The 24,221-nt window shown below is 46.1% G+C and carries 12 protein-coding genes; 8 read left to right on the top strand and 4 right to left on the bottom strand.

Annotated features, from left to right (window positions below; genetic code table 11):
* The first annotated feature begins 487 nt into the window (after nt 1–487).
* The 3 genes from K0504_RS06335 to K0504_RS06325 all read left to right on the top strand — a co-directional run bounded on the left by K0504_RS06335 (nt 488) and on the right by K0504_RS06325 (nt 3,528).
* On the top strand, nt 488–2,347 hold the full coding sequence (locus K0504_RS06335; protein ID WP_220103337.1) for an ADP-ribosylglycohydrolase family protein: 1,860 nt from the start codon (nt 488–490) through the stop codon (nt 2,345–2,347).
* Nucleotides 2,348–2,517: 170 nt separating this feature from the next.
* Complete coding sequence (locus K0504_RS06330; protein WP_220103336.1) at nt 2,518–2,802, top strand: GIY-YIG nuclease family protein; 285 nt, start codon at nt 2,518–2,520, stop codon at nt 2,800–2,802.
* Between the two features lie 63 nt (nt 2,803–2,865).
* Nucleotides 2,866–3,528: a hypothetical protein gene (locus tag K0504_RS06325; protein ID WP_220103335.1), complete on the top strand. Its 663-nt coding sequence runs from the start codon at nt 2,866–2,868 to the stop codon at nt 3,526–3,528.
* Between the two features lie 687 nt (nt 3,529–4,215).
* On the opposite strand, the gene K0504_RS06320 is transcribed toward K0504_RS06325, so the two are convergent.
* The 4 genes from K0504_RS06320 to K0504_RS06305 form a co-directional block, all read right to left on the bottom strand.
* Nucleotides 4,216–5,351 (bottom strand): IS3 family transposase gene (locus K0504_RS06320; RefSeq protein WP_404822993.1). Its coding sequence is split into 2 segments (ribosomal slippage): nt 4,216–5,117 and nt 5,117–5,351, totalling 1,137 coding nucleotides; the frame shifts between segments, so codons are not numbered across the junction.
* A 60-nt stretch (nt 5,352–5,411) separates the two neighbouring features.
* The gene (locus K0504_RS06315; RefSeq protein ID WP_220103333.1) at nt 5,412–5,651 is read right to left on the bottom strand and encodes a hypothetical protein; all 240 of its coding nucleotides are present in this window, start codon (nt 5,649–5,651) and stop codon (nt 5,412–5,414) included.
* Nucleotides 5,648–6,217 carry a hypothetical protein gene (locus tag K0504_RS06310; RefSeq protein ID WP_220103332.1) on the bottom strand — a complete coding sequence of 190 codons (570 nt, stop codon included), beginning with the start codon at nt 6,215–6,217 and terminating at the stop codon, nt 5,648–5,650. Before K0504_RS06310 ends, K0504_RS06315 begins: the two co-directional genes overlap by 4 nt.
* A complete protein-coding gene (locus K0504_RS06305; RefSeq protein ID WP_220103331.1) occupies nt 6,204–6,677 on the bottom strand; it encodes a hypothetical protein in 474 nt (157 codons plus the stop codon). The genes K0504_RS06310 and K0504_RS06305 overlap by 14 nt, the downstream gene beginning before the upstream one ends.
* A 462-nt stretch (nt 6,678–7,139) precedes the next feature.
* Between K0504_RS06305 and K0504_RS06300 the strand changes: the two genes are divergently transcribed.
* The 5 genes from K0504_RS06300 to K0504_RS06280 all read left to right on the top strand — a co-directional run bounded on the left by K0504_RS06300 (nt 7,140) and on the right by K0504_RS06280 (nt 23,935).
* Nucleotides 7,140–8,300 carry an SIR2 family protein gene (locus K0504_RS06300; protein WP_220103330.1) on the top strand — a complete coding sequence of 387 codons (1,161 nt, stop codon included), beginning with the start codon at nt 7,140–7,142 and terminating at the stop codon, nt 8,298–8,300.
* Between the two features lie 382 nt (nt 8,301–8,682).
* Complete coding sequence (locus tag K0504_RS06295; protein WP_220103329.1) at nt 8,683–20,049, top strand: Ig-like domain-containing protein; 11,367 nt, start codon at nt 8,683–8,685, stop codon at nt 20,047–20,049.
* Between the two features lie 208 nt (nt 20,050–20,257).
* Nucleotides 20,258–20,914 carry a PEP-CTERM sorting domain-containing protein gene (locus tag K0504_RS06290; RefSeq protein WP_220103328.1) on the top strand — a complete coding sequence of 219 codons (657 nt, stop codon included), beginning with the start codon at nt 20,258–20,260 and terminating at the stop codon, nt 20,912–20,914.
* Nucleotides 20,915–20,926: 12 nt separating this feature from the next.
* Nucleotides 20,927–22,615 carry a type I secretion system permease/ATPase gene (locus tag K0504_RS06285; protein ID WP_220103327.1) on the top strand — a complete coding sequence of 563 codons (1,689 nt, stop codon included), beginning with the start codon at nt 20,927–20,929 and terminating at the stop codon, nt 22,613–22,615.
* Nucleotides 22,616–22,627: 12 nt separating this feature from the next.
* Nucleotides 22,628–23,935, top strand: coding sequence for an HlyD family type I secretion periplasmic adaptor subunit (locus K0504_RS06280; RefSeq protein ID WP_220103326.1), 1,308 nt, complete (start codon nt 22,628–22,630; stop codon nt 23,933–23,935).
* The last annotated feature ends 286 nt before the right edge of the window (nt 23,936–24,221 follow it).

The raw sequence follows: 24,221 nt of genomic DNA, 5'->3' as shown, positions 1-24,221 counted from the left end.
ACACCATTCGTAGCGCATTTTGATAGCCGGGGTAACACGGAATTGCCCCAAAACGTTTTTCAAACTTGTACGCCGCCTCCTAGTTTTTAGAGAATCCAAGGAAGCTGCGCTGAGCCATATGGCCTTCCTGTCCTTTATCGGGTAAGTTTCAGCCCCAAGAAATATAAGAAAGACAGGGCGCATGGGAGCGACATCAAACTATTCAAATTGAATGAATCCAAGAAAGGCGCAACAGAGTTGTCAAGCCAACCGACAAACTTAAAAATCAACTAAACATATTACTTCAGTGCTAACAGCCAACTTCATTTATGCACATCGGAAACAACAGCTACTGTAATGCACAACAAAATAATAAGAATTGTACAGTAGGTAAGATCAGTCCATAACTACAACACAATTAGGCCAAAGTAGAAAACTTAGGGCTTTAAGGTGGCCCAGATGAAATCGAATTCGTCTGCAGACAGGCCAAACAAAGGAAAGAAGTAAAATGACGGATTACGTTGGATTAGACCTTAAACAAAATTTACTCGATGAGTGGGGCTTACCAAACCAAGAATACCCGCTTCCATTGGAAACGATCAAAGCTGACATGGGCAACAACGGCTGGCTTCCTAAAGAGCTGTTGTTGCACGGGCTTCAGGCGCACATGTCGGAAAAAAGCGCAGCATACCAAGATCAACATCTAGCAATTAAAGCGTTGTGCCGGTTGTTTTATGAACCGGAACTAGCCACGGAAACACAAGTGGAAGGCGACAATTGGGGGGTATTATATGGTGACATTGACTTAGCACATGATGAGATTGTAACCATACAACGTAACGATCAATTGCTGGCAGCTTTAAAGCAACAGGGCAACGACTTGGTTGTACGGGCCTACCAACCGCTCGATGATAGTAGCCTAAATTATATCCGCCAATTAACTCAGCACATTGACAGGATGACGGGAGAGCTCATAGGACCAAACAAGCTTCGCTACGCCCAAGGGTACTCGGATAGCACCGGACAATACTACCGAGCAGAGGCAGGACAAAGTTACCTCAGCTACTGGCAACACGGCTTAGGCCTAGCTCACAATGGTGAGGAAATACCCAATTGGCGAGAACAGACCACGTTAACTCCTATCTCAGATCTAGACCTAGGGACACAATTGATGGTGAATGAATTTTTCAATCAGCCTAATTTTTGTTTTGCGACCTACTTCCAACAACAAGCCGACATGAATAACGCAACACTAGACCAAACTGCGGAGTCGCAGAGTGCAATCAAATTGAAATTCATTAGCTGTCTTCTAGGAGGCGCTATTGGCGATGCTTTTGGTGCTCCGGTAGAGTTTATGAGTCGCAAAGCCATACTCCAAAAATACGGTAGCAATGGTATCACTGACTTCGATATCGCCTATGGCCGAAAAGGCGCTATAACGGACGATACGCAAATGACTTTGTTTACCGCCGAGGGGCTTATTCGCGCTTGGGTTCGTAGCCGCTTCAAAGGGGGTACGTCGGAATTATCTTGTATCGGGCATGCCTATCAGCGCTGGTATCAAACCCAGGGCTATGGCTCGCTAAACCATCTTTGTACGGAAATGACGGGTTACTTGTCACAGCAAAAAGAACTCTTTTCCCAAAGAGCCCCTGGCAATACTTGCTTAGACGCCTTGCCGCTAATGGATAGCTTTGAGTCACCAGCCATTAACGACAGTAAGGGATGCGGGGGAGTTATGCGTGTAGCCCCAATAGGACTATACTGCTGGCGATTAAAGCAGCATTTTTCCTTACATGAGTGCTTTAAGCTCGCTAGTGATGCCGCTCAACTAACCCATGGGCATCCAACAGGGTATCTTGCATCCGGAGCGTTTGCGGCGATTATTTACCAACTGGTAGACGGTAAACAATTAGTCGATGCTTGCGACCTTACCCTAGAAATACTGCGAACATACGACGCCCACCAAGAAACAACCAATGCCATTAAGCAAGCACTAAAATTAGCCAACTCACAGGAGCCGCCCCATCAGGCGATCGCTGCGATAGGTGAGGGCTGGATTGCTGAAGAAGCGCTGGCTGTAGCTATTTATTGCGTACTAGTAGCTCCAACTTTCGCTGAATTAATGACGATCAGTGTCTCGCACAATGGCGATTCTGACTCCACAGGCGCTATAGCTGGTAACCTGTGGGGCGCATCCTACGGGCAGCTAGCATGCAACAACCAATGGATTGATGAGCTTGAGTTGAGCTCAAACATTGCTGAGTTGGCCGAAGATCTTTTCTACTTTCCTGACTGGGATATTGGGGAGTTGGCCGAGAACCAGGAGTTTAGCAATGCCATTTGGGGCAAGTATCCAGGGCATTAATCAATTCTCATTTTATAGAGGTTGTATTCATCAACGTGCTAGCTGGGCTAGCACGGAATTGCCCCGTTTCGATTTATAACAGTTGCACTCCACCAAACAAATACGAGCATGGTGAGCCATATTTTCTAATGATAGAAGCGCATATATTACCAGTATCGTTTGAGGCCAATATGGACAGTAATAGCAAGGTTATCTACAAAATCACATATCCAAACGGCAAGATTTACATTGGGAAGGATCTCACAAATAGCATCAACTACTGGGGAAGCGCTAAAAGTGATTTGATTGCCGAGGATTTCAGCTTTGAAGAGAGGATGAATATGACCATTCAGCGCGAGATTATCTTCTTTTCTCAAAGTGCTGAAGAGGTGAACAAGAAAGAGCCTGAATTGATTCGAAAGTACGGCTCTAACAACCCCGACGTTGGTTATAATCGATGGCCTAAATTCATGTAGTAAAGGTTTAAGCTGATTCAATACATTAGAATATAAAGATAAACAAATAGGAAAGGAAACCATATGAAAAGATTGAATAACGGACTCATAAAACGTTGGCTTGGTGCGATTGCAATGCCTTTAATATTGTCGAGCTGCGCAACCACGATTCAAGAGGAAAACCAACCATACGAGCAACAGATTTCACAGTTGGTAGCAACCGCGTTGAAGGTTGATCAAATCGACCTGAAAGGCATATTGGACCACAGCTCGGTCGAGTGCGATCAGTTTACCTACCAATGCCGAGCTTACAGCTTCCACAAGAAAGCCATCGGAGAAGGGCCTGCATTTGTCATGAAATGGGATTCACGTTCGCCCAACATTAAAGCCGTTAAATTCCAGTACCGTCTCGAATACGTCGCTTCTGATTGGTTGTTCATTCGTAGCGTTGCAATTGGTACGACGGGCGGTGAGCGTTTCGTTGATAAGGTCGATTGTACGCGAGATGTGGGTTACGGTGGCTACATCCACGAAACATGTGGAGCTAATCTCAGCAAGCAAAAATTGCAACAGCTTATTCCACTCCTCATGTCACAACAGCAATACATGGTGCGTTTATTAGGTAGCGATTACCAGTATGACTTGGAAGGTGAAGAACTAGACAAGTTCCGAGCGAACATGAGTTGGCTTAAAGCTATGATGATCATTGTTGGGAACGCAGTTTTAGAAACTAAAACAACATACTAGAAAAGAGTGTTTTATTCCGGCGGATAAGGACTAAATCATGCGCTGCCGAATGCGCAGAAACACCGTTATAATGTTCAGGGATAAGTAATGTGTATTTTAGAGCCATCCCCCTTATTCATTTATGTCCATCTACGTGTCAGCTTGTCCACTTCCTCTCTAGTGATGCCAGTATGCGGCTCCAAGCCATTATCTTCTGCCACAATTGGCCATCCACAACGACGTCATTGCAGTCGATTCGAGCTGTCTTGTGACCATCTAGGTAATCTTTAGGGCGGTTAGGCGCACTGGTTGAAGTAGAGCAATTGCTCGGTCATCAAGGCTATTTTTAGTGGTGAATTGGTTGTCATGCTGTTTGATTTGTAATCATTTGTGGTTTGCTTGGTAGGGCTGTAATGCATTCTTTGTTAAAGATTTTATTTAATGTTTGTCCGTTGCATTTTTGTTAGAAGTATTGCTTTTGGTTGACTTTTTTTTGAACTAACATCCTCCGCCATCCACAGGTTCCAGATTCGATATTTCCACCTTATTTAGATGAAAGTTTCAGTGGTCTTACTAAAAAATTTAGGCGGTAAGGGACTTTTCTTATCTGCGGTTTGCTATTTCGAAGGGTAAAAGAATGAAAAAATTAATGTTGGTTTCTGCGGTACTCGTAACTCTTGAATCGACCAGCCTTTCGTAGACCACTCGTTAGTTGTAATTTCCAAGTTTCTCATAAGCCAGTGGAGGCATGTCTCCAGCGTGGCTGTGCTTGCGCTTAGAGTTATAAAACATCTCGATGTAATCGAAAATATCGGCACGCGCTTTTTCTCTTGTCCGATAGATCTTTTTCTTCACTCGCTCACGCTTTAGCAACTGGAAGAAGCTTTCGGCCACCGCATTGTCGTGGCAGTTTCCGCGTCGACTCATGCTTGGCTTTAGGTTGTGCTCAGCCAAGAAGTCTTGCCACTCATAGCCCGTAAACTGGCTTCCTTGATCAGAATGGATCAGGACTTCACTCTTTGGTTTACGACGCCAAACAGCTGCCAAAAGAGCTTGAGTCACCAGCTCGCTCTCCATTCGCGAGCTCATTGACCAACCAACAACAGCTCTTGAGTAGAGATCTAAAACAACCGCTAGATACAGCCAACCCTCATGTGTCCGAATATAAGTAATATCGGTTACCCATGATTGGTTTGGCGTTGCAGGTGAAAACGCTCTATCCAAGAGATTGTCTGCCACTAGAGCTGGCTTGCCACCATACATCCCACGTCGCTTGTTGTAACCGACTTGGGCCTTGAGTCCTTCTTGCTGCATTAGCCGCGCAACTCGATGCTTACTACATGTTTCACCCAAGTCTCTGAGATCACTGGTTACTTTGCGGTAGCCGTACACGCAGCCACTTTCTAGCCATGAATGTTTGATAAGACCGAGCAGGCGATCATCTTCAATCGCTCGGCATGACTTAGGTTGGTTTACCCACGCATAGAAGCCACTGCGCTGGATATTCAAGGCGTGGCACATTAAGCGAACGGGGTACAGGTTGAGTCTCGACTTTATGAACGCGTATTTTTCTTTGACTCGCCAGCGAAAAATACGGTGGCTTCCTTTAGGATGTCGCGCTCCTGAGTTACTCGTTTTAACTCTTTCTCAAGTTCGCGAATACGCGCTTCCTGCTCACTGACTTGTTGGTATTGCAGGCTTTTGTTGCCATAACGCTTAAGCCAGGCGTAAATACTATTCGTGGAGATCCCTAAGCGCTCGGCAACACTAGCCACGGTATAGCCATGTTCGGTTACTTGCTTTACTGCTTGGGTTTTAAATTCATCGGTAAAACGTTCGGGCATGTGTCCTCCTCGGGACATTCAATTGTAATGCAATTGAGTGTCTAGAGAAGGCTGGTCGATTCAGACCTTAGCTACACGATCCCCCTCACTAAGCTTCCAGCGCGGTAACTGAGCTGGACGAACACCCAGCGAATACTCCAAAAGCAGAGCAGTGTAGCAAGAGCTTTGATTGACCAGGCGGATATGAGAAGCAATGGTTTTAGATGCTTCGATCTCATCGGGCCTCAACAGCTGAAATATATGACTAACAGCGTCATCTGCTATTGGGATGCCACCAATCGGTTTGTTTGTAATGGTCATGAATCTTTCCCCCTGCTTGGCGACCACTGCAACTGCCACTCAGAAAATTCGTGTTGTAGCTCCATTAGAGTGAACGGAAAGTAGTGATTTGCTGCGTAGGTGTATCGGCCGATAATCATCATGATGATTGAAAAGTCGACACCGCCATTGGTTCTGTAATACCGATACTGTGCAGCGAGCCGAATGAGAGTGATTCCATCTCCTAACTGGGAGTTTGCCCTAGTGATTAATGCTTCCCAATCGTTTGGCTCTATCTCCCTTAATTGCTCAATAGCTGGAGTCAAAACATCGGGCAATTCCAAATCAACATGAACCGCTTCATCATATTTTCGTAATTTGATGTACAAGCGAATGAATGATTTACCACCCTGCATCATCAACTTGTAGTCCGATGAATCTTCTCCAGAAGCATCTTTTAATGCTGTCGGCGTACGAGCAGTACACAAACATAGATAGGGCAGTAGGCACTCAAGTGATGCTTGGTATGCGTTCGCCTTTTTCGCAACGGCCAAAAGCTGACTTGGCTCGATCATCTTGGCAAATGGTGGCGGCTCAGGGCGCTTCATTGCCAACCCCCTTATAACGTGCTCGAAGCGTTGATATTGGTATCTGCTGCCAGCTTGAAATGTGCTTTAACGCCAAAGGTTCCGCTTTAATTGTCAACGCCCGCTCAACACGCCATGACTTCGGCTTATTTAGCAGGTAGGCAATGACACGATCCTGGTGTGCTGTATTGATCGACTCGGCAAGAAGCGATCGCCAAACCATTTGTAACAACAAGCTATCGTCAACTCGCGAAGCACAGTGAGCGACTAAGCAGGAATCGTTTGGGTGGATGTCTTGCTCCAGTAGCGACAGACTGCCCGATACAATCGTGCCATCGGCCACATTAAAAAGTCGCTGTTTTCTCAGGATTGGTGGAATCGGAGACGCAAGGCCAACGGGCAAAGAATGAAGCAACTTTGCTGTGTCTGGGTGAATCTTATATTTCGAGCGAAAATCGCTTAATTTCAGTTCGTTTATCATTAGTCCATAGCCGCAATTGGGTCATGGTCCTAATGGGTCAACTGTGCGATATAGCGAAAAACTGCCTCATTTCGTGCTAGGTAAACGAGGGTTATGACCGGAGGTTGGTTTCAAGTATCAGATATATATAGTTATTTGATCGGCGAAAGCAGCGTTTTTGTACCTTGTTTTGCTAATCTACGCTAGACGAGGCCTACGAATTGTTGAAGACAGATCAATATCTGATAAATGTTGTTAGCCCAAATGGCACGCGAGCATTGAGGCAGCTAAAAAAGGTGAATGTGTACTACTGAGTCGGGTTGTAACATTCAACTCCATCACGAGTAGATTTGAAATATCGATCTAACTCGAAAGTGTCTAAGCGGCTAGGTCCTTACCACTGCACTCCTTCACTTGGCATTTACAGAAGGTCATGGGAAACTGAAATATGCAAATAAGTCTGGGTGCAGGTAGAAATTCAGAGTGATACTTAGTGGTGTTAATTTTCCGCCGAAGCTAATTGATGCGGCCGAGCAGGGCAATCTTGTAGTTTTTGCAGGAGCTGGAGTTTCCATGGGAGAGCCCTCCAATCTACCTAGCTTTTGGAAGCTAGCGGAAGATATTGCACGAGGCTTTGGATACGAGCCTAAAGAACCACTAGACCAGTTTTTGGGGAGCCTGTCGCCAGATGAATCAGTGATACAAAATGCGACTGTAAATACTCTTCAGTCCATAAATAGCCAGCCAAAAGAGCTACATAGTCACTTGCTGAATATGTTTACCTCTAGTGGGTCTGTTCGAGTTGTCACCACCAACTTCGACCCATTATTCACTGAAGCATCAAGTAACATCTGGACTAATAAGCCTGAAATATATACCGCACCGGCGTTGCCTTTGGGATATGATTTCGAAGGGATTGTTCACATTCATGGTGCCAATACGAATCCAAAAAGCATTGTTGTTACAGACCGTGGCTTTGGGAAAGCCTATCTGACCGATGGCTGGGCCAGTCGGTTTTTGATGCAGATGTTTGAAACTTATACCGTTTTGTTCGTTGGCTATAGTCACGACGATATGGTGATGAGCTATCTCGCCAGAGCTTTGCCTGATAAGGCTAAGGGCAAGCGGTTTGCATTGGTGGGTAGCGAAACTAAAAATCAGGATTCAAAGTGGCAAAGCCTTGGTATTGAGCCGGTGTACTTTCCTCAGGAACATGAACACGACTACGACGAACTAAGTTCCAGTACCAAGGCGTTGTCAGATTTTCTTCGACGCAGGCCAAGCGATTGGCAAGAGCATATAGGCCGAATAGCAGAACAGGATGGCCCTTTGGATCTAGAAGATGAGCACGCGATTCAGCATGCTCTGAACGATGTAGCAAAGGTCAGATACTTCACATCTAGGGCTACATCTGAGAAATGGGCATTCTGGCTGCACGATCAAGATGCATCCAGCGAAGCTAGAAAGCACTTTAAGGATTGTTTGTCAGAGGATCCCAGAGATAAGTTCTGCTCGAGGGTATTCTCCATCGTTGAAACTTGCAAAATGCGTGGACTCTCATCGTTTGCCTTGCTTAAGCAAATCGTCGCAGATGTTAAAGCACTTCTGCCTTACCCTGATGTATTTGGCCTTGCTTCCGGTTAGTCAACCGAGGACTGGTGAACGGTTACAATAAAACCGGCTATGTTGCCGTGCCGCGTCAAATTGATGTTTGTTGATGCCAGTTTTACTTACGAGTAGTCGATATGTTGGCAGGGGACATAACCTTCAGAACTTCCGCATAAAATGTCAGTTTTTTTTACATAACTCCAATCGATTTAACTTAATATTTTGATTTTTTTATATTTTACTTTCGGAATGTTAATTGCATTGAGTTTTGAATGAGAAGGAGACCTATTTTGCTTCACATTTTGGTCTAATCTTATCAATCGTAACTCTTGCTCAGAGTATCTGAAGTCGCATGGAAGCAGTGATTGCGTGATTTTCTCTGGAATTACCGGCGCTCTCAAGTTTCAGGAATAGAAGCATGACTTTTCGACTCGACCTCGATGCCGATGTTTCCGATGCTATCAACTCGGCAACTACAGCTCCTTTAAACGAAAGAATTTTGGGCCAAATAGCCCCTTCTTTTGATCAAGATTATTACCGTTTTTCGTTGCAAGCAGGTGTCACTTACTCGATTTCTCTGTCCGGTGCTTTCGGTTCAGATCTTGGCCCCTATCTGTATCTTTATGATGAGTTTGGCGATCTATTAGCGGAGAACGACGATTACCTCTTTCTCGATTCTGTTATCGACTTTACGCCCGATATCAGCGCTAATTATTTTGTTGCAGCAAGTGGATTGGGGCTTTCGAGTGGTGACTATGAGTTACATGTCTATGACCCTGAATCCCTCGATACGCCCGATGTCGCTGACGATTATAGTTCCGAGCAACCTCTGGCCATCGGCGAGGCCACATCTGGGCAATTTGAGCGGATTTCGGACATTGACGTATTTGTGGTTGATTTGCAAGCGGGTATTGATTATCGACTTAATGCCTTTAGCGCTACAAATGCGTTTGACGATGGCATTTATGCCTCGGTAGTTGATAGCGATGGATTCATCGTTGCTGAAGGTGGTCAGTTTTACGACTCTTTTTGGCCAATTGATTTTAGTCCGGCCGAGGATGGCCGCTACTTTGTTGAACTGACATCGCCGGGTTTGCTATCGGGCTATCGAGTGAGTATTCAGGAGCAACCACAAGCTGAATTCCCTGATATTGGCAATGATATTTTCGATGCGACAGCCATTAGCGTAGGTAGCACTTTTACCGGAGCAGTTGGTGGCTTTGTCGATACTAATGATGTCTATCGGGTTTCGTTAGTGGACGGCCAATCGTATGACTTACAGTTGGAGTCATGGGCTGTGGGCGGCGGCGATTATTCGGGCGCAGTCGAAATCTTGGACAGTGAAGGCAGGGAACTAAAGTACTGGTTTGTCGATCCCTATGGTTTTGGAACGCAGGTGCTGACCCTAAATGTGGTTGAGAGTGGCGACTATTACATCGATATTCTAGGAAGGCCCGACTGGCAAGAGGACTATCGCTTTAGTTTTGATGTCGCTTCGCAAAATAACACCGATGATCTGCAAGTGATTGCATTGCCCGACGATCAATCAAGCTTTAGTAGCCCGACCGTGATCGCTGTTAATCAGGAGATTGTTGCTGACATTGGGCCGTATGACATTGAAGCGGACGAAGATGTTTATGTCTTTGATGTGGTCGGTGGTGAGCTTTATGACATTTCATTGCTACCCGGCAATGATCAAGATAGCGCCAGCCCCTACGTCGAAACGTATGTTGCTTTTTACCCCTCACAAGAGGCGGCTGCCCCGCCAATCTATGAGGATGGTTCATTCTTTGAGTACTTTTCGATTCTCGAGTTAGACGGCTACGGGGTAGGTTCCTCTCAACGAATCGAAGATTATATGCCCCATGCCGATGGCATTATGATGATCGCTGTCGGCGGAGAGTTTTCTGAGCCAGGCGAATATCGCCTGAGAGTGACGTCATCTCAAGATAGTGAAACGGGAGCTGGCGATGATGATGGCTCGGGATCGAATGTATTGCTGTATCAGCTTAACAGCGGTGATTTAACAATATCTAACGCATCCTATCCGACTATCGATACCATTCAATTTGGTGACGGTATTGAACAAGCCGACCTGACTTTTCAGCGCAGCTGGCTAGTGCCTAATGCAATCGATATCTACGTTGACGATGCTGTGATCCAACTGGTCGATTTTTATGGCGTTGATGGTGGCTTGAATTCACCGATTACAATGCTGCAGTTTGGCGATACCTCTGCAATCGATTTAACCCTGCCGATTGACTTCGAAACTAGTTCCATTAGCTCTGACGGCATTTGGCTCAATCAGTTGGAGTCTCAAAGCGACGCTATTATTGCAAACTCTTCTTTGCCAGAAGTGCGCTCCAATGTCACAGCTGCTACAGAGAACCCGGCGATTGGGCGGATCAACTCAGAGGGCGATGTTGACGGTTTTACGTTTGAAATACTGGCCAACGAATATTATGTCTTTAGTGCAACGGCAATTGGCACTGATCCACTAAGGCTCCCAAAGATAGACGAAGAGATCATTGGTTATTACTTCGACAATCGTCCAGATTTTCTGTCCTATAGCGAGAACTATCAAACTGCTCAATTCATCGTCAGCAACCCCAGTGATCTTGATGCGTATTTTAACATCAGTAATGAATATGACGACACTGGCGACTATCAAGTAACGCTGGTACAAGCACAACAGCTTGAAGACGGCACGGATACTGTGGCAGGTGAGATTGCCAATGCATATTCTATTGCCGTCGGCGACGCCGTAATTGCCGGTATTCAAACGTCTGATGACATTGACGTTTATCAAATTGAAGCGCCAAGTGACGGGTTCTTTTACATTACTCTGACGCCGATTGGTGATACGCCACTGGGCGATCACCAAGTGACTACTTCAGTACAGTTTGCCAGTGGTGAATTGGTTCGGACTGAAACAGAGGGCCGAGGGTTTCTTGGTTACAGTGACTTTTTGCACTTTGGTTATCATGGTGAGGATATTTTCCTTCAAGTTGATAACCGATTTGGCAGTGAAGCCACTGGCGACTACTTGCTGTCACTAACTGAAGTTTATGATACCGATGGTGACGATCAACTATCTGCGACGCCGCTGGCGTTGGGGGAACGCCTCTTTGCGGTACTTGATGGGCCCGAAGATCAAGACTGGTTTAAGCTGACCTTGGTTGAGGGGCAGGATTACACCATCGATTTGACCCGCGGCGGAATCAATAGCTTCTCGCCGGATTTAATGCTTTATGATGATCAAGGTCAGGTGCTTTTACAGTCCATTTATGGGGACAACGAGTTTTTAGATTTTGGTGAAAACCAACTGTATTTCGAAGCTACTTATAGCGGCGATTACTATGTCGCAGCCAGCGACCTTTATGATGTTGAACAATTAGAATTTAGCACGCGCCTATTTGGTGAATATTTCATCGAAATCAACGAAGGGCGATTCTATTCCGGCACGGAAGTAGGCGGCGTTCCCGACCCGTTTTTACCGATGTTGGAAGGGGAGTTCGATGTTATCGCAGCAAGCGATTCAGACATTGTTATCGACTCCAACCAAGGGGCACAAGGCAAGATAAATACGCCTGACGATGTTGATGAGTTTAACTTCGAAAGCAGTCCTAACAAGATCTACGTGGTTTCGGCAACAGGTATCGGTTTTGATCCCTTGAGTTTACCAGCCCTGAGCAACTCAGATTCTGCTGACATTCTTGGGCGTTTCAATGCACCGCAAACATCGCAGCTGATTTATGCAAGCTCAGATTTCGACGACTTTAAAGCAACTGTATCGGCTGTTGAGTTAGCGACACCATATGACACTTTCGAACAGCAAACTGGCGATTATCGTGTATCAGTGTTGGAAGCGAGAGATCCCCAAAATTATGATTCCAACGGTCCTTATGATGGTTCGATCTTAGATTTGGGGACTGCGTTGGTTGAGCGCATTGATGGCGCGGGTGGCAAGGACTACGTGTTTCTCGGTATTCCCGATGGCGCATTTGCTCTTGTTAGCATCACCCCTGTCGGTGATACGCCACTCGCCAACTATCAAGTTGCGGCGCAACAACCGCTGTTTTACAGGGATGATGAACGTGACTCGTATATTGTCGATTACTACCAGCGTGAATCCTTGGTTGAGAGCCATGTGGCTGATAGTTCCGCGACATCGTTTTTTATCGCAGGTGGTGATCTACCGATATGGCCAATTTTAGAAATCATGTCCCAGGACGATGATGAATCTGCGGCTGGTGACTATGTGATAACCATCCTGCAGGTGTATGACACCGCGGGCGATGATCAGAATTCTGAAGCCTCATTGGCGATCAATCAATCGATTGCAGGCTCATTGGAGTCCGGATCGGATCAAGATTGGTTCAAAGTACAATTGAATGAAGGAGAGAGTTATCAAATTACCCTCGAGGGTAATTTAGTTGAAGGCTTCGAAATGGCTTCGGCCGACTTTGCCATTCACGATGCCAATGGTAATGAACTGGCTACCTTTAGTGGTGGGGTGGAAACCATCAATCAGGCGGATTGGATTGCCCCAACTAGCGGCGATTATTTTATCGCTGTCCGCGATGACATTGCCGCAGATGGAAACGGCATTCACGGCGGTAGTGGCTTTACCTTATCCATTGCTGAAAGCGATGCGATTGTCATTGATCAACAGCTCATTGTCAGCGGCTTCACCATTGAAGAAGGGCAAACCGGTGAATTCGTAGTGAGTCGAACAGGCAATGTGAATAATCAGTTGACGGTCAATTTGGAGCTTGAAGGCGCTGGCGACAACCCCGTCTCCGGAGCGGATATTGATATTAGTATTCCGCAATCACTTCAATTGGTGTTTGACCCGGGAGTGCAAGCTCTTTCGGTGCCGATCGCGGCCTTGGCCGACTTGAACGACAACGAATTGTCAGAATCGATGCGTCTGCGCATTACGTCAACGGATACTGATTCAAAAGGACAGGTAACAGTCGTTGATGGCAGTGCTATTGGAACCATACGTGGTAACGATCAAATCGTCATGACCGGCGCCAACACCAGTGTTAGCGAAGGTGATAGTGGCACCGCCTCGTTGGTATTTGAACTGCACCGTGAGGGTGATTTAGCGAGTGTTACCACAGTAGATTATCGCCTAATCGGTTATGGGGATAACCCTGCTCAAACATCCGATCTTGGTGGCACTCCATTAGATGGCAGTGTGATTTTTGCAGAGGGGCAAAGTTCAGCCACGGTGGTGGTCGATGTTGCTGGAGATTTAGTCGCTGAAGCCGACGAAGCATTGCAGCTACAACTGGTTAGCGCGTCAAACAGCGATGGTGGATTGGTCTCGATCGCCAACGCGGCGTCTATCGGCACCATTATCAACGATGATGAAGCTCCGGTACTGCAAATTCTAAACACATCGGTGGTTGAAGGTGCTGCAGGTGAAGTCAGTGAGATGACCTTTACCATCAATCGCACTGGAGGCACCCAGGATGCAATCGATGTCAGTTTCTCCTTCACCCATGACACTACAGATCAGTTCGATATTGAGCAGCAATTGCCTTCAAGCGGCACCATCAGTTTTGCCGCGGGTGAAACCAGCAAACAAGTGAGTGTTCAGATCCTAGGTGATTATTCACTTGAGGAAGATGAACAGGTTCAATTCAGTGTTACCGGTGCTGTTTCTGATTTAGGCAATCAAGTTGAATTGATTAATAACGGTGTTGCCTTTGGCACTATCATCAATGATGACGAAGGTACTGTTATTTCAGTTGAAGCCATTGAAGACTCAATTTTAGAAGGTGGTGGTTCGCTTGTTTCTCCCCGTCAAGCAGGAACTTCTGGCTGGCGGATTCGAAATCAAGAAGGCGGTGACTTACAATTTGTTGTTACTCGTGAAGGAGAATTGAATACCACTGCCACAGTTGACTATTCGCTACTCGAAAGTGAACTCATCCCGCGTGACTATGACGGAGTGAGCGTCACTCACTTTTTCAATGGTTGGCGATACCTGAATTCCAACCTGAATTTCTTTATCGAAGATTATGCTGTTGCGACAGAGGCAAGCTTATTTACTCGCCATGGACGCAACGACTCCGATGATGGGCGCCAATATGTCAACTTTAACCACCTCTTTTCGCTTGATTCTCCCATTCAGCTCAATGAGGCTGCTGGGCTACCCGATAGTTTTGGTGAAAGCTTAGATATTCCGATCTGGGAGTTTGATACTAATCAACTGGGTGGCGACTTCGATGGCGTTATATCTGGCAGTTGGTTGCTCGACTTATACGGCAGCTTGTATGCCCAATTAGAGGGATTCAGCCTTGGTGAACTTGCTGTCGATACCGACGTCTCCTCAGGCATTGAGATCCCGAGTTACATCACTGCTGGTGATGCATTCGAAATAGATGTTAGCAGAACAAATGTCCGCCATATTATTGAGTCTGAATCACTCAACTTTGGTGGCATGGGGATTTACTTTGACCTTGCTAGCTCAGGGATTGGCCTGGCGGATTTGGAAGTTGATTTACCCGTTCTATCGCCGATCGCCCTACCAGACTTACTGGTGCCAGAGTTTGATTTTGAAGAAGTACCGATTATTGAGTTCAGCCCATTAGAGAACATTGAAGCGGAATTATTTGATGGTGTGACTTTTAACTTCGCTTGGCCAAGTGGGGAAAGTGATAAAGCAACGTTGTATAACCGTTTGCTGGATCCGATAGAACATCAAGTGGGTAGCTCATTGATGAGCTTAGATTTCAGTTTGCTGGAAGCTGCATCAGAATTGAGTTACCTCACTGAGTTCCTTGACTTGTTTAAAGTCAATGCGGAGTTAGCAGAGTTCGACTTCTTGGGCACAGAGATTGAAATTGAGTTAGATGTCACCTTCCTTGAGTTAATGGCGAGTGCAGGACTTGAATTCGTTCAGTCATTTTCATTGACACCGGTATTGTCATCGTGGATTGAAATCGGCGGGCAAACGACAGAAGTTGAGGGCCGAGATACCGCCTATTTTTCAAGCTCGGAATATGATTTTGGTAATTTAGAAGGGGCGCTCCATTTCGACTTGGGACTTGAACTCGACGTCTCCTATCTGCTTCAACCGGTTGCTTCGGCAGGTATTGAAGCACTAAGCGCCTCGTTGCAACTCATTCTCGATGATATTGAAGACTTCAACGAAGATACCGCCAACTTGGAAGTGCTTGATCGTTTTAGTGCCAGTGTTGGCCCATTATTGGATACGAGCCTGCAAATCGACTTGTTTGACCCCATCGAACTCTTTTCTATCGATGACATTGTGCTAGATGATTTGTTTGATGAAGTTTCATTCGATTTCTTGATTCCTGTTCGCCAACAAGCCCCTGCTGAGAATTCGCTGCTCTCAGGCTCAGTGACCTTTGAGCCGGGTGAAACAGAAAAAGTCATTACCTTTTCTCCTGAGCGAGATGAAGTGCCAGAAGCCCACCAGAATATTATCTTCAATATTGATGGGGTGACGTTATCTGACTTCAGCGCCGCCATGATTGATCAAGCAAGCGCTGAGGTAATGGTTCTTGACGATGACGGTTTTGTTAGGATTTCCAGTGTCGGTAGGTTTGCTAGGTTTAGGGGGGATCCGCACCTCTCGACTTTAGATGGGCTGAATTATGATTTTCATGCTGTTGGTGAGTTCGTTTTAGTTGAGTCGGTAACAGGGCCCGATCTCAATATTCAAGTTCGTACCGCTGCGGTAGAAGGCAGTGATATTGCCTCCCAGATCACAGCGTTAGCAACTGAGCTTGGTAGTGATCGAATCATGATTAACTCGGCAGCGACCTCTGAGCTCTTAATTAATGGCGAAGCGGTTAGTATTCCAGTGTCGCCGGGGTATTTGGATTTAGACGGGGGGCGGCTTTTATTCGATGGTGAGTCGTACACCGTTCAATATGATTCCGGCGATGTGCTCAATGTAGCGTTATATGAGGGTTTCTTAGATGTTGCATTTGGACCTGGGCTGGATCGTTCTCCGAATAGCTTTCGTGGCTTGCTGGGCAATGGCGACGGAGAGGTCAGCAATGATTTAATGCTTGTTGATGGCACCATCGTGGAACAGCCGATTGATTTTGATGTTCTTTATGGTGAGTACGCTGATAGCTGGCGAGTCACAGATGGTATTGATGGCAACTCACTGTTCTACTACCAGGCTGGAGAAAACTCAGCTTTCTTTACCGATCTGGATTTTCCACGCGTAGCGATATCTATTGCTGATTTTCCGATTGAAGCGGTGAATGCCGCGGAAGCTTTAGTTGATGCCGCAGGAATAACTGATATTGAGGCGCGAGATCAAGCCATTTACGACTTGCTCGTGAGTGGTGATTTAGAGTTTATAGAAGCCGCCATCGATAAAGATATCGGCGCTGAAGAGGTGTTAGAAGTAAATGACGCCAGTGCTAATGAAGCAACTTTGGCCGGGGTTTTTGCTCTTACTCCAATCGTTAGTGAAGTCGATGATGCTGTGATTGACCTGCAATACCAATTGTATCGCACCGGTGATAGCAGCGACGCAATGCAATTTGCCATATCACTGTCAGGCGATGTGTCTGCCGAGCAATTTGTCAGTCCGCCACCAGAGTATGTGATGTTAGCTGCAGGAGAACAATCGACGATCATTACCCTGCAGTTAGCTAGCGATGATTCACTCAATGGCGACCGCGATGTTACTTTGTCCATTGCGCCAATCGATGGTCCAGAGAATCTGCTGATTACCTCTGGCATAGCGACCACTACTGTGATTGATGACGACGCGCCGGTATTGCCATCGCTATCTCTTGCTGCACTCTCTGAAAGTTTACAAGAGGGAAGTAGCGGCTCCACCAACGCTCAGTTCAGATTATCTCTCTCGGACACAGCTGAAACCGCAGTTAAAGTGACTGTCGCGGTCATTGCTTCAGCACAACAAGCGACAGCGACGACCGAAGATTTCGCGTCGCAACAGCCGTTGTTATTCGATGTCGTCATTGAAGCAGGAACTCTGACCCATGATTTCAATATCGCTGTTGCAGGCGATGATGTCAGAGAACCAGATGAGGCCTTTGTGGTGCGTTTGGTGGCCGTTGAAGGCGCAGCGATTGATAATGCCTATGCAACCACTGAAATTATCAATGATGATGTCAATGAAGCGCCAGTATTTGACGATATTGACCTTGGCGCGCTCGTAGAAAATGCAGCGCTGGTTACCATCGATTTGCTGCAAGATGCCGTTGACCCCGATGGCGGCGATCTATTTACCGCCGATCTGACAGTGACGGATGCCGAGGACAACCCAGTCGCGTTTTCGTCAATCGCTGATACCAATACAATTCAAGTCGATCCAGCTCAGTTTGCCGATCAACTTGATGATGGAGACAGTGTTGAAGTATCTGTTGTGTTCAATGTCATTGATGATGAAGGAACCATCATTGAACGCAGCGCGACTTTACTGATCGAGGGAGTCAGTGGACCGTTCAAATTCTATCGAGATGACGATAACGATGGTTTTGGTTGGACCGATACGGAGCTCAGCGCTTATCAGCAACCAGATGGTTATGCATTGTTTCAAGGGGACAATGACGATGCCGATAATTCAGTGTACCCCAGTGCGCCAGAGCTAAATGATGGTAAAGACAACGATCAGGACGGCGCTACCGACGAAGACAACGCCGCTCCCACCGCTCAAGATGACGGAGGCGTTGGTTACACCACTTCTGAAAGTGAAGCGCTGGAAACAACGTCGGTACTGAACAATGATACTGATAGTAACAATGATGTCCTCGTCATTAACGACTATGACCTAGTGAGTGCCTTGGGAGTCTCCATCGAACATTTAGGAGACGGCGTTTTCCGATACAACCCCGCGAACTATTTCGAAGCCTTGAGCCAAGGCCAGTCGACGACTGATACCTTTAGTTACGCCATCGCCGATGGTTTTGGCGGCGAAAATACGGCATTGGTCACCATTACCATTGAAGGCGAAAATGATGTGCCGCTTGTTCTGCCAAATGCCGTGTTCTCTGTTGAGGAAAATCAAACAGCAGTTGGCCTCATTGAAGCGAGCGACGTCGATGAATCTGATAGCCTCGAATTTTCTTTGGTCGCAGGTGGTGATAGCGATTTGTTTGCGGTTGATCTTACCTCCGGGGTGATTTCCTTTAAAAATGCGCCCGATTACGAGGTGCCTGCTGATGCTAACGCTGACAACGTTTATGAATTCAATGTCAGTGTTTCTGATGGGGTGAGTGCGGTGCAGCAGCAAATCATGGTGTCCGTGTCCGATCAATTTGAACCCTTAGCGCCTGAGTTCGATGATATTAACCTTGGCTCAGTCTCTGAGGCTAGCGTTCCTTTGACCATTGATCTGCTGGCGGATGCTGTTGATCCTGATGGCGGCATGCTGTCATTTGAACAACTCGAAATCGTCGATGGCAGTGGTAATGATGTTGTCTATCAACTGTTACTGGATAGTAGCTTTGTCGAAATAAACCCCAATCAATTCGCTGCGATTCTAGACGACAACGAAACGCTTGATATCAATATTACGCTCGTCGTCATCGATGATGAAGGTACCCGAGCAACACGCCAGATTAAAATCCTAGTAGAGGGGCTCAACGGGCCGTTTAGTTATTATTCAGATGCCGATATGGATGGTTTTGGTAACGTCAATAATCGCATTGAAAGCTATCAAGCTCCTGAAGGCTATGTTTCTATTGCCGGAGATAGTGACGATAGCGATGCTACCATTTACCCAGATGCACCAGAAATCAATGACGGCAAAGACAATGATCAGGACAATTTGATTGACGAAGACAACTTGGCGCCGCGTGTCGTCGATGATAGTGGCATTGAGTTTACGACGTCAGAGAATAGTCAATTGGTTACAGGCAGCGTGTTACTGAATGATTCTGATCCTGACGGCGATGATGTCGTCGTTAGCCAGTTTGATAATCAAAGTGAGTCTGGTGCCATTATTCAATATCTGGGGAATGGTCAGTTCAGTTACGACCCGAGCGACCTGTTTGATGCCCTTGGTCTTGGCCAAATAGCAAGCGATACGTTCAATTATCACGTGTCAGATGGCTTTGGCGGAACTGACGAAGGACAAGTGGTTGTCACCATTGTTGGCGAAAATGATGATCCATTTTTTAACTCTCCTACTCAATATAATGCCGATGAAAACCAAACCAGCGTTGGGACTGTGAAGGCAGATGACATTGATTCCGAAGATGTCATTGGTTACGCCATAGAAGAGGGGTTAGATGGCCAATGGTTTGATATCGACGAGCAAACCGGAGCCGTCACGTTCAAACAAGCGCCGGATTTCGAATCGCCGGATGATAATAATGCTGATGGTATTTATGAGTTGCTCGTTAGTGCTACCGATGGTCACAGTCATGCATACCAGCAAATACAGGTAAACCTAAATGATGTTGAAGAGTTGCCAGACCCAGTGGTAGGAGAAATCATTCAGGGCAGCAGCGGAAATGACAATCTGTTGGGCAGTGATGGCGATGATACCTTGATCGGCAATGGCGGCGCATTTGATTTCTTTACCGGAGGCAAAGGAGATGATGTTTTTGTGTTTGCACCTCTTGCTGATTTCGCTCGCGAGGTTGCCACTATAACTGATTACTCAATTGGTGATTCCATTGACTTGGGGGGGCGCAATGTCGCTTTCTCCTATGGCGTGGGCGGCACACTGTACCTGTTTCTAGAAGGTGCGGACTACGACACATTGATTGTTAATGGCGTAACTTCTATTGATGAAATTTCATTCATTTAGGGGATTATCTTGGAGTTTGGTTTAGCGGTGCAATGTCAGTAAACCAGTTAACACTGTCAGAAAATTATGCAGTTGCATGTTGTTGTTAACTTATATGGCTGAAATTTATGTGTAAAAAATAAGGTATGAGATTTGCTTGGTTTTCATTTGTTGTCGATTATGAAGATTAATCGCATTCTCATTTGGGCTGTAATTTAGGGAAGATAAGATGAATAAAAATAAGGTAAATGTGTCACTTCGCCATTGGTTGAGGACTTTGTGTTTGTCGATGTTTTTTATTGCCTCCGCAAATGCCCAAGCTGGCTTACTGAGTCATGCTAGTGTGCTTGCTGACTCAGATAAGATAACCAATAGTGCCACCAACGTAATTTTTAGCTCATCAACCATGTCGGTATTTGGTTTTTTCGATACATATGAATCGACTACCATCCCTCCCTTGTTCGTTCCGCCGCCGATAGCAACCAATGGTTTAATTGACCTACCATACAATGCAAGCGCTCCAAGCGGAAGTTTCGTTACCACTGATGGTCCGGGTAACTTGTTATTATCTGGCATACTGGCAGACACAAGGTGGTCTGATGGTGTCGTTGAGCTACTATTTGCCTTAAATAGTGGCTCGAACCGAGCTTCTTTTGGCTCTGATTTTGCTGTGATGGAGTTAGCCTTTGGGTTCACTTTGCCGCAAAACTTTCTGTTGAATCCGCCACCGTTTAGCCCCGTACCGTTAATTTATGCTGCAAATATGACTATTTACGGTGTTGCTATTGATAACTCCCAACCAATACCAGAGCCAAGCTCTCTGGCATTGTTACTAATTTCTGGCTTGGCTTGGCGCTTTGCTGCAAACAACCGACTAAGAGCCTAACCTAATCAGCCAATGGCTACCTCTGAACAGAGCAAAGTTGAAGCCGCATTTGGTAACTGCCGCTCAGCGCTTTGGGGCGTTGCATCGATAAGCCTCGTCATCAATTTATTGATGCTAACTGGGCCGCTGTTCATGTTGCAGGTATACGATAGAGTGCTCACTGGCCGCTCTGTTGCAACTTTAATCGCCTTAACGGCGATCATGATTATTCTGTATGTATTTTTCGGTGTTCTTGATGCTGTACGCACCAAATCTCTGATGCGTATTGGTCGCAAGTTTACATGGTCTATTGAAAAAATCTCATTTATCACATCAACTTGCTTACCAAGTGGCTTGGATGCAAAGAACAAACGCACGCAAGAGCCGGTATCTGAATTAGAACGAATAGGTCGTTTTTTATCGAGTCCTGGACCGGGTGCAATTTTTGATTTGCCGTGGTTACCTTTTTATCTGGGGATTATTTTCCTGTTTCATCCGCTGTTGGGATTTGTGGCGTTAGCAGGTGCGTTTATCATGTGTGTGCTGATCGGGTTAAATGAGTTGAGCACCAGAAAATACAGCGAACGAGTTTCTGGATTGGCGGTTCAACGCCGGATAATGCTCGAAGACACGCGCCGTCATGGTGAGGCGGCGATCGCCATGGGAATGTTGGGTGGATTAGCGAGTAAATGGAATCAGCTCACAGAACAATTAGCGGGACAGCAAGAAGCTAATACCACTTTAGGGGCTAACTTCTCCGCACTGACAAAAACTTTCCGATTTTTTCTTCAATCTAGTGTTTTGGCGATCGGAGCTTATCTAGCGCTTTTGCAAGAAATTACTGCGGGGATGATTATTGCCGCGACGGTATTAACTTCCAGAGCGATGTCGCCTATTGAGCAGGCCATTACGCACTGGCGTTCCTTTGTGTCTGCGCGATTAGCCTATAAAAACCTCCAAAGCATATTGGATAGCTCATCAGAGCAAGATAAAACAGATTTACCCTCGCCAAATAGTTCGTTGTCTCTCGAAGACGTTGTCGTCAGAGCGCCAGATTTTGAGCAGGCAATTGTCAACCGAGTATCCTTTAAGCTAAGTCGTGGTGATGTTTTGGGCGTCATTGGACCATCTGCTTCCGGTAAATCTTCTCTAGCGAGAGCTATTGTTGGAGTTTGGCCCACAGCGCAAGGCAAGATTAAGCTTGACGGAGCTGAATTGGCGCAATGGCATCAATCTGAATTGGGGCGTCATATCGGGTATTTACCCCAAGATATTCAATTGTTTCAGGGCTCCGTAGCGGAAAACATCGTTCGATTTAAAGATGACGTTAGGACTGAAACAATGATTGAAGCTGCGCAATTAGCTGGTGCTCACGAGCTTATCTTAGATTTGCCAAACGGTTATGACACAAAAGTAGGCATTGGAGGAGTTGCGCTATCAGGGGGCCAGCGCCAACGAATAGCGTTTGCTAGAGCGCTATATGGAGAGCCCTTTCTAATTGTGTTAGACGAACCAAATTCGAATTTAGATGCAGATGGCGAAGCAGCATTAACCAAAGCCATATTGGAACTGAAACAACGAGGTAAGATAGTCATTGTTATTGCTCATCGCCCCAGCGCTATCACCGCTGTTGACCAACTGGCAGTGCTAAGAGAGGGCAACCTCGTCGCATTTGGACCAAAATCAGATGTGCTGAAAGCATCAATGTCTAAGACTGCTTAGGGACAAATCAAGGTGACCACATCCTCGGTGAATGACAACAAGCTTAAAAGCCAACTAGCTTTTGGAGGTTTTACCATTTTCCTATTGGTAGTGCTGGTGTTGTTTGTCGGGGCAACCATTGAGATAACTGGCGCTGTGATCGCTCCTGGTCAGTTAGCCGTTGAGTCTAAGAGCAAGAGAGTGCAACACCAAGATGGCGGTATTGTCGAGAAAATTCTGGTGAGGGAAGGGGACCTGGTTGAGCGCGGAGACTTACTAATTCGCCTCGATGAAACCCTTGTTGGTGCCAATTACGCCATGTTAAGTACACGCCTCATGGAACTTTCTGTTGTTGAATCGAGGCTCAACGCAGAGTTGAGTGGTGAGTCACAAGTTCAAGCCACTCAAAGTATGGAATTAGCAACTACGTCGGACCAGAACTTAGCTGCCTTAATCTCAAATCAACAGGTATTGCTAGAAGCTCGGCTATCCTATCGCTCGACTCAGGCTGATCAGCTCAATGAACAAATTGCGCAACTAGAGATCCAAATAGAAGGGCTTGATGCTCAATGGAACTCAAAATCTGTAGAACTTGAACTTGTTGAGGAAGAACTTCGTGACTTTTCTGGCTTGCTTGCAGACGGTTTTGTTGAAAAGTCTCGAATCATGACCTTAAAAAGGACTCAGGCCAGCCTTCAGGGGGAGATCGGAGGGTTGAAATCTTCCGTCGCACAGGCGCGCCAAGCAATAGCCGAACGCCATTTGCAAATTAGCCAGATTGACAACGACATGAGAGGAGAAGTCGTAGAGCAACTGAGCCAAGTCAGATCGGAGCTTAGTCAGCTTCGGGAGAAGAAAATAGCAGCAAAGTCGCAACTAGATCGGATGGATATATGGGCACCGCAATCTGGCATTGTCCATCAACTAGAGGTGCATACTATTGGACGTGTGATAGGGCCTGGTGAGACCATCATGCTGATTGTTCCGGAATCCGATCGGTTGATAATTGAGGCCAGAGTGCAACCGACCGATGTCGATTCACTGTCGGTCGCACAAACCGCAGTCCTCAAATTTACCGGGCTTGACCCGCAATCTGCACCTGAAATTGCAGCAGACGTGGCTAATATTTCAGCAGATGTAGTCCAAGATGAGATTTCTGGCAACCTGTATTATGAAGTTCAACTTGTCATCCAAGAGCAAGAGTTTGTTAAATTGGCTCGTTATAAATTGATCCCGGGAATGCCTGTCGAGGCATACATTCAAACAGAAGCGAGGACTATATTGTCGTTTTTAATGTCTCCTTTGCTCAACCATATTGAACGAGCTTTTCGGGAAACTTAGTTTTTTCTGTATTGAACATCGACAACTTAAATCCATCATTTAATCCGTTTGGCCCCTCATATGGAGCAATATCATGTTTGATGGGCAAGGTTTTCTGCCTATGAGTAAATGCGCTTATTGGCAGCGAATTGACAAATAAGACTCCTTCATAACGGGCTAAGAATGCAAAAGTTTCCAAGCTTTGTAGAATTACAACACGCGGTACGTAGAAAAACGCACCTATCCCCTAATTCTTATTAACACAAAGCTCGCTAGGTATGAAAAGTATACGCTTACGCAGATCTGA

This window comes from Neiella holothuriorum (assembly GCF_019457915.1).
Classification (GTDB): Bacteria; Pseudomonadota; Gammaproteobacteria; order Enterobacterales; family Neiellaceae; genus Neiella; species Neiella holothuriorum.
This window is presented reverse-complemented; position numbering and strand designations above follow the sequence as displayed.

What these genes read in the sequence shown, in the direction of transcription:
- K0504_RS06335 (WP_220103337.1), top strand. Translation starts at nt 488, where the DNA reads ATGACGGATTACGTTGGATTAGACCTTAAACAAAATTTACTCGATGAG.
- K0504_RS06330 (WP_220103336.1), top strand. Translation starts at nt 2,518, where the DNA reads ATGGACAGTAATAGCAAGGTTATCTACAAAATCACATATCCAAACGGC.
- K0504_RS06325 (WP_220103335.1), top strand. Translation starts at nt 2,866, where the DNA reads ATGAAAAGATTGAATAACGGACTCATAAAACGTTGGCTTGGTGCGATT.
- K0504_RS06315 (WP_220103333.1), bottom strand. Translation starts at nt 5,651, where the DNA reads ATGACCATTACAAACAAACCGATTGGTGGCATCCCAATAGCAGATGAC.
- K0504_RS06310 (WP_220103332.1), bottom strand. Translation starts at nt 6,217, where the DNA reads ATGAAGCGCCCTGAGCCGCCACCATTTGCCAAGATGATCGAGCCAAGT.
- K0504_RS06305 (WP_220103331.1), bottom strand. Translation starts at nt 6,677, where the DNA reads ATGATAAACGAACTGAAATTAAGCGATTTTCGCTCGAAATATAAGATT.
- K0504_RS06295 (WP_220103329.1), top strand. Translation starts at nt 8,683, where the DNA reads ATGACTTTTCGACTCGACCTCGATGCCGATGTTTCCGATGCTATCAAC.
- K0504_RS06290 (WP_220103328.1), top strand. Translation starts at nt 20,258, where the DNA reads ATGAATAAAAATAAGGTAAATGTGTCACTTCGCCATTGGTTGAGGACT.
- K0504_RS06285 (WP_220103327.1), top strand. Translation starts at nt 20,927, where the DNA reads ATGGCTACCTCTGAACAGAGCAAAGTTGAAGCCGCATTTGGTAACTGC.